General features: G+C 71.2%; 12 protein-coding genes and 1 pseudogene. 3 read left to right on the top strand and 10 right to left on the bottom strand.

Annotated features, from left to right (window positions below; all coding sequences use genetic code 11):
• Positions 1 to 272: 272 nt before the first annotated feature.
• Together EIW28_RS25230 and EIW28_RS21045 are read right to left on the bottom strand one after the other, a co-directional pair.
• A pseudogene (locus EIW28_RS25230) lies at positions 273 to 731 on the bottom strand (sigma-70 family RNA polymerase sigma factor); the annotation flags it as partial.
• A 59-nt stretch (positions 732 to 790) separates the two neighbouring features.
• Positions 791 to 1,360, bottom strand: a complete 570-nt coding sequence (locus EIW28_RS21045; protein WP_125249679.1) for a TetR/AcrR family transcriptional regulator — start codon at positions 1,358 to 1,360, stop codon at positions 791 to 793.
• Positions 1,361 to 1,465: 105 nt separating this feature from the next.
• Between EIW28_RS21045 and EIW28_RS21040 the strand changes: the two genes are divergently transcribed.
• The gene (locus EIW28_RS21040; protein WP_125249678.1) at positions 1,466 to 1,876 is read left to right on the top strand and encodes a DUF4267 domain-containing protein; all 411 of its coding nucleotides are present in this window, start codon (positions 1,466 to 1,468) and stop codon (positions 1,874 to 1,876) included.
• Between the two features lie 101 nt (positions 1,877 to 1,977).
• Here EIW28_RS21040 and EIW28_RS21035 read toward each other — a convergent pair whose 3' ends face one another.
• Positions 1,978 to 3,276 (bottom strand): MFS transporter, encoded by a 1,299-nt coding sequence (locus tag EIW28_RS21035; protein WP_125249677.1) that lies wholly within the window; start codon positions 3,274 to 3,276, stop codon positions 1,978 to 1,980.
• An 82-nt stretch (positions 3,277 to 3,358) separates the two neighbouring features.
• Between EIW28_RS21035 and EIW28_RS21030 the strand changes: the two genes are divergently transcribed.
• The gene (locus tag EIW28_RS21030) at positions 3,359 to 3,904 is read left to right on the top strand and encodes an ArsR/SmtB family transcription factor (RefSeq protein ID WP_125249676.1); all 546 of its coding nucleotides are present in this window, start codon (positions 3,359 to 3,361) and stop codon (positions 3,902 to 3,904) included.
• A 366-nt stretch (positions 3,905 to 4,270) separates the two neighbouring features.
• Here the strand turns inward: EIW28_RS21030 and EIW28_RS21025 are convergent, their stop codons facing one another.
• The 4 genes from EIW28_RS21025 to EIW28_RS21010 all read right to left on the bottom strand — a co-directional run bounded on the left by EIW28_RS21025 (position 4,271) and on the right by EIW28_RS21010 (position 9,341).
• Positions 4,271 to 5,902, bottom strand: a complete 1,632-nt coding sequence (locus EIW28_RS21025) for a glycerol-3-phosphate dehydrogenase/oxidase (protein ID WP_125249675.1) — start codon at positions 5,900 to 5,902, stop codon at positions 4,271 to 4,273.
• A gap of 38 nt (positions 5,903 to 5,940) precedes the next feature.
• Entirely contained in the window at positions 5,941 to 7,470 is a 1,530-nt protein-coding gene (gene glpK / locus EIW28_RS21020) for a glycerol kinase GlpK (protein WP_125249674.1), read from the bottom strand.
• 55 nt (positions 7,471 to 7,525) lie between these two features.
• Positions 7,526 to 8,299: an MIP/aquaporin family protein gene (locus tag EIW28_RS21015; protein WP_125249673.1), complete on the bottom strand. Its 774-nt coding sequence runs from the start codon at positions 8,297 to 8,299 to the stop codon at positions 7,526 to 7,528.
• A 277-nt stretch (positions 8,300 to 8,576) separates the two neighbouring features.
• Entirely contained in the window at positions 8,577 to 9,341 is a 765-nt protein-coding gene (locus EIW28_RS21010; protein WP_125249672.1) for an IclR family transcriptional regulator, read from the bottom strand.
• A gap of 235 nt (positions 9,342 to 9,576) precedes the next feature.
• Here EIW28_RS21010 and EIW28_RS21005 point away from each other — a divergent pair, with 235 nt between their 5' ends.
• Complete coding sequence (locus tag EIW28_RS21005) at positions 9,577 to 10,467, top strand: SMP-30/gluconolactonase/LRE family protein (RefSeq protein WP_125249671.1); 891 nt, start codon at positions 9,577 to 9,579, stop codon at positions 10,465 to 10,467.
• Here the strand turns inward: EIW28_RS21005 and aspT (EIW28_RS21000) are convergent.
• From aspT (EIW28_RS21000) to aspT (EIW28_RS20990), 3 genes are read right to left on the bottom strand one after another with little or no spacing between them, the layout of a single operon-like run.
• Positions 10,464 to 12,149, bottom strand: a complete 1,686-nt coding sequence (gene aspT, locus EIW28_RS21000) for an aspartate-alanine antiporter (RefSeq protein ID WP_125249670.1) — start codon at positions 12,147 to 12,149, stop codon at positions 10,464 to 10,466. The genes EIW28_RS21005 and aspT (EIW28_RS21000) overlap by 4 nt on opposite strands.
• Before the next feature lie 12 nt (positions 12,150 to 12,161).
• Positions 12,162 to 13,781 carry an aspartate 4-decarboxylase gene (aspD, locus tag EIW28_RS20995; RefSeq protein ID WP_125249669.1) on the bottom strand — a complete coding sequence of 540 codons (1,620 nt, stop codon included), beginning with the start codon at positions 13,779 to 13,781 and terminating at the stop codon, positions 12,162 to 12,164.
• 19 nt (positions 13,782 to 13,800) lie between these two features.
• The gene (aspT, locus tag EIW28_RS20990; RefSeq protein WP_125249668.1) at positions 13,801 to 15,498 is read right to left on the bottom strand and encodes an aspartate-alanine antiporter; all 1,698 of its coding nucleotides are present in this window, start codon (positions 15,496 to 15,498) and stop codon (positions 13,801 to 13,803) included.
• Positions 15,499 to 15,579: the final 81 nt, after the last annotated feature.

Here is a 15,579-nt window from a genome sequence, read left to right as displayed (position 1 = left end):
CCGACGTGGCCGTCGACCAGGACCAGTTCCGCGGCGGCGGCGTGGCCGTTGAAGATCGCGGCGACCTCCTTCGCGCCGATGACCTCGCGGGCGGCGAAGCCGGTGGCGACCGCGGTGTCGTCGGCGACGACCACGATGCCGGGGTCGAGGACTTCGAGGAGGTCCTCGAAGCGGCCGTCGCGGGCGGCGGCGAGGAACGCCTCGACGACGGTCTTCTCCAGCGGCGCTTCGGGAGCGGCGTCGCCGTCGCGGCTGCGGTCGACGCGGCGGCGGGCGCGGCTGGCGAGCTGGCGGACCGCCTCGGGGGTGCGGTCGAGGACCGGGGCGATGCGGTCGAAGGGGACGCCGAAGAGGTCGTGGAGGACGAACGCGACCCGTTCGGCCGGGTTCAGCGAGTCGAGGACGACCTGGAGGGCGTGGCCGACCGCGTCGGCCATGACGGCCTGGTCCTCGGGGCCGCGGGCGTCGGCGGGCGCGTGGAGGGCGTCGTCGAGCGCGTCCTCGCGGCGGGTCCGGCGGGAGCGAAGGAGGTTGAGGCAGACCCGCGAGACGACGGTGGTGAGCCAGCCGCGGAGGTTCTCGACGTCGCCGGTGTCGGTGCGGGCGAAGCGCATCCAGGTCTCCTGGACCGCGTCGTCGGCCTCGGCGGCGCTGCCGAGCATGCGGAAGGCCACCGCGCGCAGGTGGTCGCGGTGCTCCTCGAAGCGCTGCACTGGGAAGTCGCCGTCCATGAATCCTCCGTGAGTCGCCCAACTGTACGGACCGGCAGGCGGGTCCGTCCGCGGCGGGTTCAGTCCTTCGCGAACAGGCCCAGCAGGACGGCCATGCGCTGCTCGCGGAGGTCGGGGCGGAGGCGGCCGTCGCGGTCGAGGGCCGCGAGGCCGTGGACCGCGGCCCAGCCGACTTCGGTGAGGGCGTCGGGGTCGCGGTCGCCCGCGAGCGGCGCGAAGACCGCGAACAGCTCGGCGAAGGCGGCCTTGAGGGTCTCGGGGGCGTCGGCGCCGAACGGCAGTCCTTCGGCGAGGGTGAAGATCGCCTCGAACAGGGCCGGGTGCGCGGTCGAGAAGTCGAGGTAGGCCTGGACGACGGCGGCGAGCTCCCCGCCGGGCGCGGCCCCGGCCCGCGCCGCGCGGAAGACCTCGGTGAGCTCGGCGATGCCCTGGAGGGCCACGGCGTCGATGATCGCGCCGCGGCCGGCGAAGTGGCTGTAGAGGACCGGCTGGCTGTACTCGATGCGCTCGGCGAGCCGCCGGATGGTGACCGCGGGCCAGCCGTCGGTCTCGGCCATCTCGCGGGCGGCGGTGACGATGAGCGTCTCTCGCTGGGCGCGTTCGCGTTCGCGGCGCTGCTGGGTTGCCATGCAGCGATCCTAGCACCGCTAGACATCCGAGCATGGTTATGTTAGCGTCGTTCATGTTCCTAGCAACGCTAGATTTCCTAGCCCCCGTGAATCAAGGAGTCCCCCATGGCCCGCCGCATCACCGCCGACGCCCTCACCGTGCTCAGCGTCCTCTTCGTCTTCTCGTTCGGCCTCCAGTACCTCCTGACGCCCGGCGCGGTCGCGCCGAGCATGGGCTTCGCACACTGGCCCACCGGCGAGGCGGCCGAGTTCCTCAGTGTCAAGGGCGCGCGCGACCTCGGCTCGGCCGTGGTGCTCCTGGTGCTGCTGCTGATCCGCGAGCGCCGCGCGCTCGGCTGGGCCCTGCTCGCCACCGCGCTCATCCCGATCGGCGACGGCACGCTCATCCTCGTCCACGGCGGCAGCGCCGCGGCGGCGCTCGGCGTCCACTACGCCACCGCGGTCGGAGTCGTCCTCATCGGCCTGCTCCAGCTCTCGGTCGCGAAGCGCGCCAAGCGGTCCGAGGCCGCGGCCTGAGCGGCCGGACGCAACGAGAGCCCGCCCGGCCGCGGCAGGCGCCCTCTCCGAGGCGAGAGGGGTTCGCGGCCGGGCGGGCCCGGCTGGTGCGGGGGCGGCCGCTAGGCGGCCGCCCCCGCGGGCTCCGGTTCGGGCTCCGGCAGGGTGCGCAGGTTCCGCAAGGGCGAGAAGAACACCGGGAGGAACGCGGTGCAGATCCCGGCCGCGGCGATCCAGAGCGTGGTGCGGGCGCCGAGGTACTGGCCGAGGACGCCGCCGATGATCGAGCCGACCGCGTAGGCGCCGAACACGACGAAGCGGATCGTCGCGTTCATGCGGCCGAGCATGTTGTCCGGGGTGAGGCGCTGGCGGAAGCTGACCTGGGTGACGTTGTAGACGACGCCGCCGATGCCGACGAAGGCCATCGCGACCGCGCCGACCCAGACCCGCCAGCCCGGTTCGGCCGCGGGGATGAGCAGGATCCACGGCGAGGTGACGGCGACCGAGACCCAGACGACGCGGCCCTGCCCGAGCCAGCGGGTGGCGGGGCCGACCGCGAACGCGCCGGCGACGCCGCCGACGCCGAAGAGCGCGAAGAACAGGCCGATCTCGCCGGGCGTCATGCCCATGTCGCGCGGGAGGAAGACCACGATCATGGCCATGAACGCGCCCATCCAGAGGTTCCAGGAGCCGGTGCAGGCGACGATCGAGGCGAGGATGCGGTGGCCGAGCACGAACGTGAGGCCGTCCTTGATCTCGGCGGCGATGCGGGAATCCCGGGCGACCTCGGGCTTGGGCTCGCGGCGCTTGATGCGCAGGAGGAAGAGGGCGGAGGCGCCCATGGCGGCGGCGTCGAAGGCCATCGCGACGGGGGCGGTGAGCCATTCGATGAGCTGGCCGGCGAGGACGGGGCCGCCGAGCTGGGCGGTGGAGCGGACGGTCTCGAGTTTGGCGTTGCCTTCGACGAGCTTGTCGCGGCCCACGAGGTGGGGCAGGTAGCTCTGGTAGGAGACGTCGAAGAAGACGGTGAAGACGCCGATGAGGAGGGCGACGGCGTAGAGCTGCCAGATGGTGAGGGTGTCGGTCCACCAGGCGACGGGGACGGTGAAGAGGACGGCGGCGCGCACGACGTCGCTGACGATGAGGACGCGGCGGCGGCGCATGCGGTCGACCCACGCGCCGGCGGGGAGGCCGATGAGCAGGAAGGCGATCATCGTCATCGAGGAGAGGACGCCGACCTCGAACTCGCTGACGTCGAGGGCGATGACCGCCGCGAGCGGGAGTGCGAGTGAGGTGATCTGGTACCCGACCTGGGCGACGGTGGTGGAGAGGAAGAGGTCGCGGAAGTCGTGGTCGCGGAGGAGGCCGAGGCGGTCGCGTTTCTCGGGCGCGACGGCGTCGGGATCGCCGAGGGAGATCATGCGATTGAGTATTTCCAATCGGTTGGGAAATGTCAATCGGACATCGGAGCCGAGGAGCGGACGCGCGCCCTAAGATGGGGGCGTGGCAGAGCAGCGCAGATCAGAGGGCTTCAAGGACGACCGGCCGCTGGCGACCGAGGCCGAAGCGAAGGCCGTGGCCTCGGCGGTGCGCCTGCGGATCCTGCGGCTGTGCCTGGACCAGGCGCTGACGAACAAGGAGATCGCCCTGCGGCTGGGGTCGAACCCGGCGACGGTGCTGCACCACGTGCGCAAGCTCGTGGAGACGGGGTTCCTGGCGCCGCAGGAGGAGCGGATCGGGGCGCGGGGGGCGCGCGAGATCCCGTACCTGGCGACGCGGAAGTCGTGGGCGCTGCGGCTGGGCGAGGAGTACTGGTCGGACCTGTCGACGGCCATGATGGACGCGTTCCGGACCGAGGTGGCGGAGCTGGGCGACCCCGCGAAGGTGAACGTGGGGCGGCTCGGCATGCGGCTCAACGAGGCGCAGTACCAGGAGGTCACGGCCCGGTTCAAGGTGCTGTTCGACGACCTCGCGGCGATGCAGCCGGGCCCGGACGCCCGGCCGTACTCGCTGTTCATGGCGATCCACCCGGACGCGGGGCGGGAGTGAGCCGAGCGGGGTTCGCGAGGATCGCTCGATTCGCGGTCGCCCCCGGCTTCAACGATGCCTTGGGAGTGCGACAGTCCGTTGACGGCTGAGGTGTGCCGCCAGAGGTGAGCGGGGCTCAGTTCGCGGTCGCCCCCGGCTTCAACGATGCCCCGGGGGTGCGACGTTCGGCGGGCGGCCGAAACGTGCCGCCAGAGGTGAGCAAGGTTCGATTCGCGGAGCCCCCGGTTGCAAGGGTGCCGCGGGGGTCCGACAGGGGTCGCCGGGCCGGCCCGCGTAGCGAGGAAAAAGGCGGGACGGGGACCCCTCAGACCCCGTCCCGCCCTCCGAGGCGGTTGCCTGCCTCGTGTGTGCGGAGTAAAGCTTCTGTCAGCGCTGGTCGAGCAGCGATTGGACGCGGGTGCGGATCTCGGGCGTGTCGAGGCCGCGGATGGTGAGGGTGGTGCGGCGGCGGAGGACGTCGTCGGGCGTCTCGGCCCACTCCATGTCGCGCGCGTAGACCACCTGGGCCCAGATCTCAGGGGCGTCCGGGTGGACGCGCTCGGCGAGCTCCGGGTGCTCTCCCGCGAGGCGGGCGATGTCGAAGGCGATGGAGCCGTAGTGGGTCGCGAGGTGCTTCGCGGTGTCCTCGCCGAGGTTCGGCAGCGGCGCGCCGCCGTCGGAGAGGAGCCGGTGCTGCACGGCGTGCGGGTTCGCGATGCCCGGCAGCGGCAGCCGCCGCGGCAGGTTCCGCATCGGCTCCATGTCGGCGCCGAGCGTGTACCCGGGCATCGCCGCGAGCTTCTTCATCACGGTCCGTCCGATGTGGCGGAACGTGGTCCACTTGCCGCCCGCCACCGAGAGCATCCCGCCGCGGCCCTCGGTCACCACGGTCTCGCGCTTGGCCTTCGCGGTGCTGCCCGGCCCGCCCGGCAGGACCCGCAGGCCCGCGAACGCGTACGTGATGAGCTCGCGGCGCAGCTGCTCGGAGCGCACCGAGTGGCCGGCCTCGTCGAGGATCTGCGCGATGTCCCGCTCGTTCACCGCGACCTCGCCGGGGTCGCCCTCGTACTCCTCGTCGGTGGTGCCGAGCAGGAGCATGTCCTCCCACGGCAGCGCGAACGTGATGCGGTACTTGTCGATCGGCGTCGCCAGCGCGGCCTGCCAGTGGGAGGTGCGCTTGAGGACGAGGTGGGCGCCCTTGGAGAGGCGGATCGAGGGGTCGGCGCCGGCGTCCTCCATGCGGCGCAGGTGGTCGACCCAGGGGCCGGTGGCGTTGAGGACGACGCGGGCGTCGACGCCGAACTCCGCGCCGGTGAGGCGGTCGCGGAGCTCGGCGCCGCTGACGCGGGACCTGGTGCCCTGCTTCGCGGTGAAGCGCAGGCCGGTGACCTCGGCGTGGTTGAGGACGACGGCGCCGGCGTCCGCGGCGGCGCGGACGGTCATGAGGGCCATGCGGGCGTCGTTCATCTGGCTGTCGCCGTAGACGGCGACGGCCTTGAGGTCGTCGATGCGCAGTTCGGGCACGGCCATGCGGGCCTTGACCGGGTTGAGCAGGTGGCCGACGCCGTCGCCGAAGGCCGAGAGCGCGGAGTAGGCGAAGACGCCGGCGCCCATCTTGGCGGCGCCGTGGGGGCCGTTCTTGTAGATGGGCAGGTAGAAGGTGAGCGGGCGGGAGAGGTGCGGCGCCACCTGGCGGGTGACGGCGCGGCGTTCGAAGTGGTTCTCCGCGACGAGTTTGACCGCGCCGGTCTGGAGGTAGCGCAGTCCGCCGTGGAGGAGCTTGGAGGAGGCCGAGGAGGTGGCCCCGGCGAAGTCGCCGGAGTCGACCAGGGCCACCCGCAGTCCCGACTGGGCGGCGTGCCAGGCGGTGGAGATGCCCAGGATGCCGCCGCCGATGACGAGCAGGTCGAACGTCGTGTTGGACAGGTTCTGGCGCTGCTCGGCCCGGTCGGCCCGCTCGGTGAAGCGGACCGCGGTCGGGCCCTCCCAGTTCGCGGGGAGGTGCTGCAAGGTGGTCATGGCCGACTCCTCATTCCCTTGTGTTCCTTGCCTGGCGGCTAGTCCTCGAGCCAGCCCATGGTGCGCTCGACGGCTTTGAGCCAGTTCTTGTATTCGCGGTCCCGCAGGTCCGGGTCCATGTCGGGGGTCCACTCGGCGGCGCGGCGCCAGTTGGCGCGCAGGTCGTCGGTGGAGTTCCAGAAGCCGACGGCGAGCCCGGCCGCGTAGGCGGCGCCGAGGCAGGTGGTCTCGGCGACCATCGGGCGCACGACCGGGGCGTCGAGGACGTCGGCGAGGAACTGCATGAGGAGGTTGTTGGAGGTCATGCCGCCGTCGACCTTGAGCGCGGAGAGCTCGACGCCGGAGTCCTTGGTCATGGCGTCGGTGATCTCGCGGGTCTGCCAGGCGGTGGCCTCCAGGACGGCGCGGGCGATGTGGGCCTTGGTGACGTACCGGGTGAGGCCGGCGATCACGCCGCGGGCGTCGGAGCGCCAGTAGGGGGCGAACAGCCCGGAGAACGCCGGCACGAAGTAGGCGCCGCCGTTGTCCTCGACCGAGAGCGCGAGCGTCTCGATCTCGGCGGCGGTGCTGATGAGCCCCATCTGGTCGCGCATCCACTGGACGAGCGAGCCGGTGACGGCGATGGAGCCTTCGAGGGCGTAGACCGGGTCCTGGTCGCCGATGCGGTAGCCGACGGTGGTGAGCAGGCCCGACTCGGAGTGGATGAGCTTCTCGCCGGTGTTCATGAGCATGAACGTGCCGGTGCCGTAGGTGGACTTGGCCTCGCCGGTGGAGAAGCAGGTCTGTCCGAACAGGGCGGCCTGCTGGTCGCCGAGGGCGGAGGCGACGGGGACGCCGCCGAGGAGCTGGCCGAGGGTGCCGCCGGTGACCTCGCCGTAGATCTCGGAGGAGGAGCGGATCTCGGGCAGGACCTGGAGCGGGACGCCCATCTCGGCGGCGATGTCGGCGTTCCAGGACAGGTCCTCGAGGTTCATGAGGAGGGTCCGGGAGGCGTTGGTGACGTCGGTGACGTGGACGCCGCCCTCGGTGCCGCCGGTGAGGTTCCAGATGACCCAGGAGTCCATGGTGCCGAACAGGAGGTCGCCGGCCTCGGCCTTCTCGCGGAGGCCGTCGACGTTGTCGAGGAGCCAGGCGATCTTGGGGCCGGCGAAGTAGGCGGCGAGGGGCAGGCCGGTCTCGCGGCGCCAGCGGTCCTGGCCGGCGTCGCCGCCGAGCTGCTTGCAGAGCTGGTCGGTGCGGGTGTCCTGCCAGACGATGGCGTTGTGGACGGGCTGGCCGGTGTGCTTGTCCCACAGCATGGTGGTCTCGCGCTGGTTGGTGATGCCGATCGACAGGATGTCGTCGCGGCGGGCGCCGGCCTTGACCATGGCGCCGGCGACGACCTCCTGGACGTTGCGCCAGATCTCCGCGGCGTCGTGCTCGACCCAGCCCGGCTTGGGGAAGATCTGGGCGTGCTCCTTCTGGTCGACGGCGACGATGCGGCCGTCGCGGTCGAAGATGATGCACCTCGAGGAGGTGGTGCCCTGGTCGATGGCCGCGATGAACGGGCCGCTGTGCGAGTCGGTCATGGTGCGCTCCAAAACATCGTTGTCGAGGCGGAATAGGTCGATTGTGTCGTCATGGCTAGGCGAAGGCAACGTTGTAGAGCAGACCGGCGAGGACGGCGCCGACGACGGGGCCGACGACGGGGACCCACGCGTAGCCCCAGTCGGAGCGTCCCTTGTGCTTGAGCGGCAGGAGGGCGTGGACGATGCGGGGGCCGAGGTCGCGGGCGGGGTTGATGGCGTAGCCGGTGGGGCCGCCGAGGGAGAGGCCGATGGAGACGACGACGAGGGCGGTGATGAGGACGCCGAGGGTGCCGAGTCCTTCGCCGGAGCCGTTGAGGCCCTGGGTGAGGATGGCGATGAGGAGGACGAAGGTGCCGATGACCTCGGTCGCGAGGTTCATGGCGGCGTTGCGGACCTCGGGGCCGGTGGAGAAGATGCCGAGGACCGGGCCGGCCTTGGCGTCGTCGGGGCCTTCGGCGGCCTCGGGCTGGGCGGCGAGGTCGGCCATGTGGGCCTGGAACTGGCCGTAGTAGGCGACCCAGACGAGGAAGGCGCCGAGCATCGCGCCGACCATCTGGGAGCCGATGTAGAGCGGGACCTGGTCCCAGGGGGTGCCGCCGGTGACGGCGAGGCCGATGGTGACCGCGGGGTTGAGGTGGGCGCCGGAGACGCCGGCGGCGACGTAGGCGGCGGTGAGCACGGCGAAGCCCCACCCGAAGGTGATCGCGAGCCAGCCGGCGTTCTGGGCCTTGGACTTCTTGAGGGTGACGGCGGCGCACACGCCGCCGCCGAGCAGGATCAGCAGGGCCGTGCCGACGACCTCGCCGATGATGATGTCTGTGCTGGACACTTGCGACTCCTTTGTCCGTGCCCGAGAGCGGAGCCGGGGGCGCCGTCCTCGTTTCGAGGGCTTGTTGTTCGCGTCGGCGGGCGCAGCGAACGCTGAAGCCGTTTAGCATTCGACAATGCCGACCGACGTACGCAAAGTGTTCTCCTCGCCGACCTGCACGTCAATAGATATGTGACGACCGCCACATTCCAATCCTCGAACCATGCGAAACGCCTGCAAGACAGGCATAGCAGGACCACACGCGGCCCGCAGCAAAGTGGAGGAATCGGGCGTACCGCTAGAAGGGTTTGGCCCCGAGGTCGCGCGAGACCGAGCGCGCGGTGTCGCGGACGGCCGCGACGAGCTCGGGCCGCAGGTCGCCGTCCCTGCACACGCGCTCGACGGCGCCGGTAATGCCGACCGCGCCCACCGCGAGGCGGTGCCGGTCGAAGATCGGCGCGGCCACCGAGGCCACGCCCTCCCAGGTCTCGTCGAGGTCGGTGGCGTAGCCCTGGGAGCGGGTGCGCTCCAGGACCCGCTCGATCTCGGGCAGCTCCACGAGCGTGCGCGAGGTGAACGGCTCGCGCTTCGCCTCCACGAGCTCGGCATGCGCGACCGGGTCGAACGCGGTGAGCACCTTGCCGAGCGCGGTCGAGTGCATCGGCTGCATGGCGCCGACCTCCAGGACCTGGCGGCTGTCGTCGGGCCGGAAGACGTGGTGGACGATGAGGACGCCCTGCTGGTGGACCACCCCGAGGTAGACCGCCTCGCCGCCCGAGCGGGCCAGGTCGTCGGTCCACACCAGCGCGCGGGCGCGCAGCTCGTGGACGTCGAGGTAGGTGGTGCCCAGGCGCAGCAGCTCGGCGCCCAGCTGGTAGCGGCCCGAGCCGGGGTCCTGCTCCACGAAGCCCTCGTGCTGGAGGGTCCGCAGGATGCCGTGCGCGGTGGCCTTGGCCAGGCCGAGCGCCGAGGCGATGTCCGACAGGCCGAGGCGCCGCTCGCCGCCCGCGAGCAGCCGCAGCATCGCGGCCGCGCGCTCCAGCGACTGGATGTGCTTGGCCATCCGCCCGCCTCCGTTCCCGTCCCGTCCCGATCGCGGCCCGGGTGTGTCTTGAGATTGCCGCGTTCGACAATGCTAAACACTATCGGCCCTTGCCGACCAGACCGGGACCGACACCACACCCGTCCGGATGAGGGGACGGGGACACCTCACCCCGGAGAGCGAGGATCGAACATGTTCGATCCCGTAGATTGGGCGGCGTGGCCGCGCGGCGGCACCACTGCGACAGGAGGTTCCGGTGAGCAAGACGCTCGCGAGTTTCGAGGTGCACGACGCCCTCTTCAAGGTGGCCGGGGACGACTACCTCGAGTGCCTGTACTCCGGCGGCCGGTGGGTCGAGGGCCCGGTGTACGTGCCGCACGGGAAGTACCTGCTGTTCAGCGACATCCCGAACGACCGGATGCTGCGCTGGGACGAGACCGACGGCTCGGTGAGCGTCTTCCGCTCCCCCGCCGGGTACACGAACGGCCACACCCTCGACCGGCAGGGCCGCCTCGTCTCCTGCGAGCAGGGGCGGCGGGCCGTGACCCGGACCGAGCTCGACGGCTCGGTCACCGTGCTCGCGGACCGCTGGGACGGCAAGCGGTTCAACAGCCCCAACGACGTCGTGGTCGACTCGACCGGCGCGGTCTGGTTCACCGACCCGCCCTACGGCATCACCAGCGACTACGAAGGGATCCGGGCGGAGCAGGAGATCGACGGCTGCCACGTGTACCGCATCGACCCGGGCACCGGCGAGGTCGCGCGCGTCGCCGACGACTTCCAGCGGCCCAACGGACTCGCCTTCTCCCCCGACGAGCGGACCCTCTACATCGCCGACACCGCCGGCGGCCACATCCGGTCCTTCGCGGTCGAGGGCGCCGGCCTCCGCGGCGGCGAGGTCTTCGCCGAGTCCCCCGGCGGGCACTTCGACGGCCTGCGCGTCGACGTGGAGGGCCGCGTGTGGGCCGCGGCCGGCGGGGTGCGCTGCTTCGACCCCGACGGGACCCTCCTGGCGACGCTCCCGGTGCCGCAGCCGGCGGTGTCCAACCTGGTCTTCGGCGGCCCCAAGCGCAACCGGCTGTTCATCACCGCCACCGACTCCGTGTACTCGCTCATGCTGAACACGAACGGGGCCTTCCGGCTCTAGCCGATCGCGTGCGCCATGGCCACCACGATCGGGCCCAGCAGCGGCAGGACGACGTTCGAGAACGCGTAGACGATCGTGTAGGCCATGAGCGGCGTCGCGTTGCCCGCGGCGCCCTGGACGGCGGTGACGCCGGGCGTGGAGCACTGCTGGCCGGTAACCGCGCCGAGCGTCAGCGGCGCCGGCAGCTTCATGACCTTCCAGGCCACGAACAGCGAGACGAACGCCGGGATCGCGGTCATCGCCACGCCCGCGATCGGCAGGCCGACCCCGAACTGCTCCACCAGCTTCACCGCCTGCGGGCCCGAGGACAGGCCGACCGCGCAGATGAAGGTCGCCAGGCCGAGCGTCTTGATCACGTCCGCGGCGCCCGAGTCGTACTGGCCGAACGTGGGCCGCTTCGAGCGGATCCAGCCGAACAGCAGGCCGGCCAGGAGGCAGCCGCCGCCGGTGCCGAGCGTGAGCGGGATCGTCCCCACGGTCCACACCAGCAGGCCGATGAGGAAGCCGAGGACGACGCCAACCGCGATGAACACCATGTCGAAGGTGACCTTCGGGTCGACGCGGAAGCCGATCATGGGGACCACCCGCTGCATGTCCCGCGTGGCGCCTGCCAGGCGCAGCGTGTCGCCGCGCTGGATGAGCGTCTTGGGCTGGACGGGCAGCTCGTGGTCGCCGCGGGTGATCCGCTGGAGGAACACGCCCTGGCGCTCCTCGGCGAACTCGCGCCGGATGTCCCCCAGCGTCGCGGCCGTGTAGCCCTTGCGGGTGACGACGACGTCGGCGAGGTCGAGGCTCATGCCCATGGACTCGTCGAGGTCCACTTCGGCGCCGATGCGGCCGGCGGCGCCGACCAGGGCCTCGCGGCGGCCGACGAGGAGGACCCGGTCGCCCTCGGCGAGCCGCACCCCCGGCTCCACCTTCACCTGGGCCCCTTCACGGAACACCTCCTCGACGGTGGCCTCGCCGAGGTCGGCCTGCAACTCGGCCACCGTCTTCCCCGCGGCGGCCGAGACGAGGTACTCGCGGCCCACGATCGCCGGGGCCGCGGGCGCGGCGGTGGCGTCGTCGGCCGCGCCGCCGAGCCGCTTCCAGAGCTTCGCGGCCTCCTCGCGCAGGTTCACGCGCATGATGAGCGGGAAGAACTGGCTCGACAGCAGCACGATCGTGATGAGGCCGCAGATGTACGAGATCGAGTACGCGGTGCCGACGTTCGCCTGGAGCGTCGCGATCTCGTCGGCCGACAGGTCCAGGCGCCCGATCGCGTCGGTCGCGGTGCCCACGGCCGCGGACTCGGTGGCGCCGCCCGCGAGCAGGCCCGCGGCGGTGCCGACGTCGAGGTCCATGATGAGGACCGCCGCGGCCGTGATCGCCAGGACGGAGACGACCTCGATGCCGGTGAACGTGGCGTACCGCAGGCTCCTGCGGTTGAGGCTGGCGAAGAACGTCGGCCCCGAGATGTAGCCCAGGGTGAAGATGAACAGCGCGAACGCGATCGTCTTCACCTGGTCGTTCAGCTCGATGTCGGCGAACATGCCGAGGAAGATCGCCACGATGAGCGTGCCCGCGACGCCGCCGAGCGAGATCTTCCAGATCTTCACCCGCCCCACGGCGAAGCCGAGCGCTAGGCACAGGAACAGCGCGATCTCGGGCGTCGACTCCAGTGTCGACTCGATCCAGTCCATCGATCGGCTCCTCTAGCGCCTGGAGGCCTGGAACGCCTCGTGGTACTCCTCGCCGATGCGGCGCAGGGCCGCGCCGATCCGCTGGTAGGCGTCCATGCGGAGGTTCGCGAGCGAGACGCGGACCGACCACTCGGGGCCGTCGAAGCCGCCGCCGTTGAGCAGGACCACCGACTCCTCCTGGGCCAGGCGGAAGACCGGGTCCACCGGCTCGTAGTTCGCCTGCATCCAGTCGGCGAACGCCGCGCCCCAGTTGCGCTCGGCCCACGAGAGCAGGTCGAGCTCGACGTAGTAGTGCGCGGCCTCCGGGTCCTCGGGGTAGGGCACGTCCAGGCCCTCCACGAGCTGCTTCAGGCGGCGCGCGATGACGGCCCGGCAGTCGCGCTTGTAGGCGCCCTCGGCGTCGGTGAGGCAGTGGAGCGCGAACAGGGCCATCTGGACCTGCTGCGGCGTCGACAGGCCCGCGGTGTGGTTGAGCGCCACGTCGCGCGAGTCGGCCACGATCCGGTCGATGAACTTGAGCTTCTCGGGCTCCAGCGTGATCGAGGCGTACCGCTCGCGCAGCGCCGCGGTGCGGGTCTCCTCCAGGGCGGCGATCCGCTGGTCGAACACGTTGTCCTTCGCGACGGCGATGACGCCGAGGCGCCAGCCGGTGCAGCCGAAGTACTTCGAGAAGGAGTACACGCCGATCGTGTTGGCCGCCTGGCTCGACATGAGCGAGGTGAACCCGTCGGTGAAGGTGCCGTAGACGTCGTCGGTGATGATCGTCAGGCCCGGGTTGTGGTTCGCCACGATGTCCCGGATGCGCTCCAGGGTCGGCTCGGCGAGCTTCACCGACGGCGGGTTCGAGGGGTTGACCAGGAACAGCGCCTTGATGGACGGGTCCTTGAGCTTGTCGATCTCCTCGTCCGGGTACTGCCAGGTGTGCACGCCCGTCTCGCCGGTGGTCGTGGCCGCGATCGGGACGATGTCGAAGGCGTACCGGTCCAGCAGCGGGATCTCCAGGTAGGGCGTGAAGATCGGCACCATGAGGGCGACCCGGTCGCCGCGGTGGAGCAGGCCGTTGACCTGCGCGGAGTCGAAGAGGTAGCACATCGCGGCGGTGCCGCCCTCCACGGCGTACAGGTCCCAGCCGCCCTTCGGGGCGCCGCCCATCTCGGCGGCGAGGTAGGCGTGCACGACCTGCTCGGCGTGGACGAGCATCCGGTCGGGGACCGGGTAGTGATCGCCGATGATCGCGTCCGCGAGCTCGCCGACCCAGTCGTCGGCGTCGAAGCCGAGGACGTCGACGCCGTGGGCGACATAGGAGGCCAGCGCGGAGGCCCCGGGCGCGGCGGCGTTGGCCTTGAGGTAGTCGTCGAGGCGCTGGGCGATGCCCTCGCTCTGGGGCATGCCGCCGAAGGACTCGAACTCGTCCCAGTCGCGGCGGGTCTCGGTGACGGCGAACTGGCCGAGGAGGAAGAACGCCTCGCGGGGCGCGGTCGCGGTCCAGTTGGGGTTGCCGCGGCCGGCGTTGACCATGGCGAGGGCGTTGGCCTTCTCGTTCTCGCCGGCGAGTTCGATGAGGCGGTTCTTGAGCTCGAAGGGGCTGAGCCCTTCGAGCCGGCGCTGTTCGTCGCGGTCCACCGTGGTCATGGTCGGTTCCCTTTCGTGGTCAGGCGAGGACGGCCACGATGACCGCGCCCCAGATCGTGAGCAGGACGTTGCCGATGGCGTAGGGGATCGTGTAGCCGAGGACGGGGACCTGGCTCCTGGCGGTGTCGGTGATGGCGCCGATGGAGGCGGTGGTGGTGTTGGCGCCGGCGGTGATGCCGAGGTTGACCGGGACGGGGATCTTGAAGAGCCACTTGGCGAGGTACATGGTCACGAGCATGGGGAGGAGGGTGACGACGAGGCCGGCGAAGACGAGGACGAGGCCCTCGGACTTGACGCCGTCGATGAAGTCGGGGCCGGCCGTGATGCCGACGATGCCGACGAACATGCACAGGCCGCCGGTGGAGAGCATCCAGTTGGCGGCGGGCGGGAACCGCCCGAAGGTGGGCGACTTGGCGCGGAGCCAGCCGAAGACCAGGCCCATGATGAGGGCGCCGCCGGAGGTGGTGAGGCCGATGTCGGCGCCGGCGACGGCGATGGTGGGGACGCCGATGAGGGCGCCGAGGACGATGCCGAGGCCGACGTAGCTCATGTCGGTGGCGTCGGAGGCGCGGTTGGGGTAGCCGAGGTCGCCGACGGCGGCTTCGACCTCCTCCTTGCCGCCCTGGACGGTGATCTCGTCTCCGGCGTGGATGACGGTGTCGTCGCTCCAGGGGATCTCGTGGCCGCCGCGGACGAGCTTGGTGACGAACAGGCGGGGGGCGTGCTCGGCGAAGGCGGGTCCGATCCGCTGTCCGGCGAGCTTCTTGCCGGTGACGACGATGGGGAGGGTCTCGACGCGGTAGTCGAGGAGCTCCTCGTCGTCGACCTCCTCGCCCCACTGGTCGACGCTGAGGGCGACGAGGTCGGGGCGGCGGGCGGCGAGGGTGACGACGTCGCCGGCCTGGAGGACGGTGGCGGGCCTGGTCGGCTGGACGGCGGTGCCGCGGCGCAGGTCGTGGAACATGATGCGGTGGCCGAGGTCGAGGGCGCGCCGTTCGAGGTCGCCGACGGTGCGGCCGACGGCGGAGCCGCCGGTGACGCGGTAGGAGCGGCGGACGATGGAGTAGTAGGCGGGGCTGATGCCGGGTTCTCGGGCGACGCCGAGGCGCTGCTCCATCTCGTGGGCGTCGGCGGCGAGGCTCTTGGAGCCGAGCATGCGCGGGGCGAGGGAGGAGAGGAAGAACGCGGCGGCGGCGGTGCCGAAGAGGTAGCAGACGGCGTAGCCGACGGCGACCTGGGACTCGAGTTCCTCGACCTCGTCGGCGCTGAGGCCGGGGAGGGCGGCGATGGCGGAGTCGGCGACGCCGATGACGGCGGACTGGGTGAGGCCGCCGGCGAGGAGGCCGGCGCCCCAGCCGGGGCCGTAGCCGAGGGCCTTGGCGAGGGCGATGACGATGAGGAGGCCGACGACGCAGTTGACGACGGCGAGGAGGACCTGCTTGAGGCCGTCGCCTTTGAGGCCGGCGAAGAACTGGGGGCCGACGTTGTAGCCGAGGGCGAAGAGGAAGGCGACGAAGGCGACGGTCTTGACGAGGTCGGGGATGTCGACGCCGGTGAAGACGATGCCGACGAGGACGCCGGCGAGGAGGGTGCCGGTGACGGGGCCGAGGGCGATGCCCTTGATCTTGAGCTTGCCGACGAGGAAGCCGAGGCCGAGGGCGAGGAAGATCGCGATCTCGGGGTGCGCGGTGAACGCGTCCTCAAGCCAGCTCCACACCGCAGTCTCCTCATCACTCTCGGTAGCCAGCTGAATCTACTGGAGAACGCAGGGGGTTCTCATGGTTTTCGGGGTTCGCGG

The sequence above is a fragment of the Glycomyces terrestris genome (assembly GCF_003933745.1).
GTDB classification, from domain to species: Bacteria; Actinomycetota; Actinomycetes; order Mycobacteriales; family Micromonosporaceae; genus Glycomyces; species Glycomyces terrestris.
Note: the sequence above shows the minus strand (reverse complement) of the source record. Positions and strands in the feature narration are given on the sequence as shown.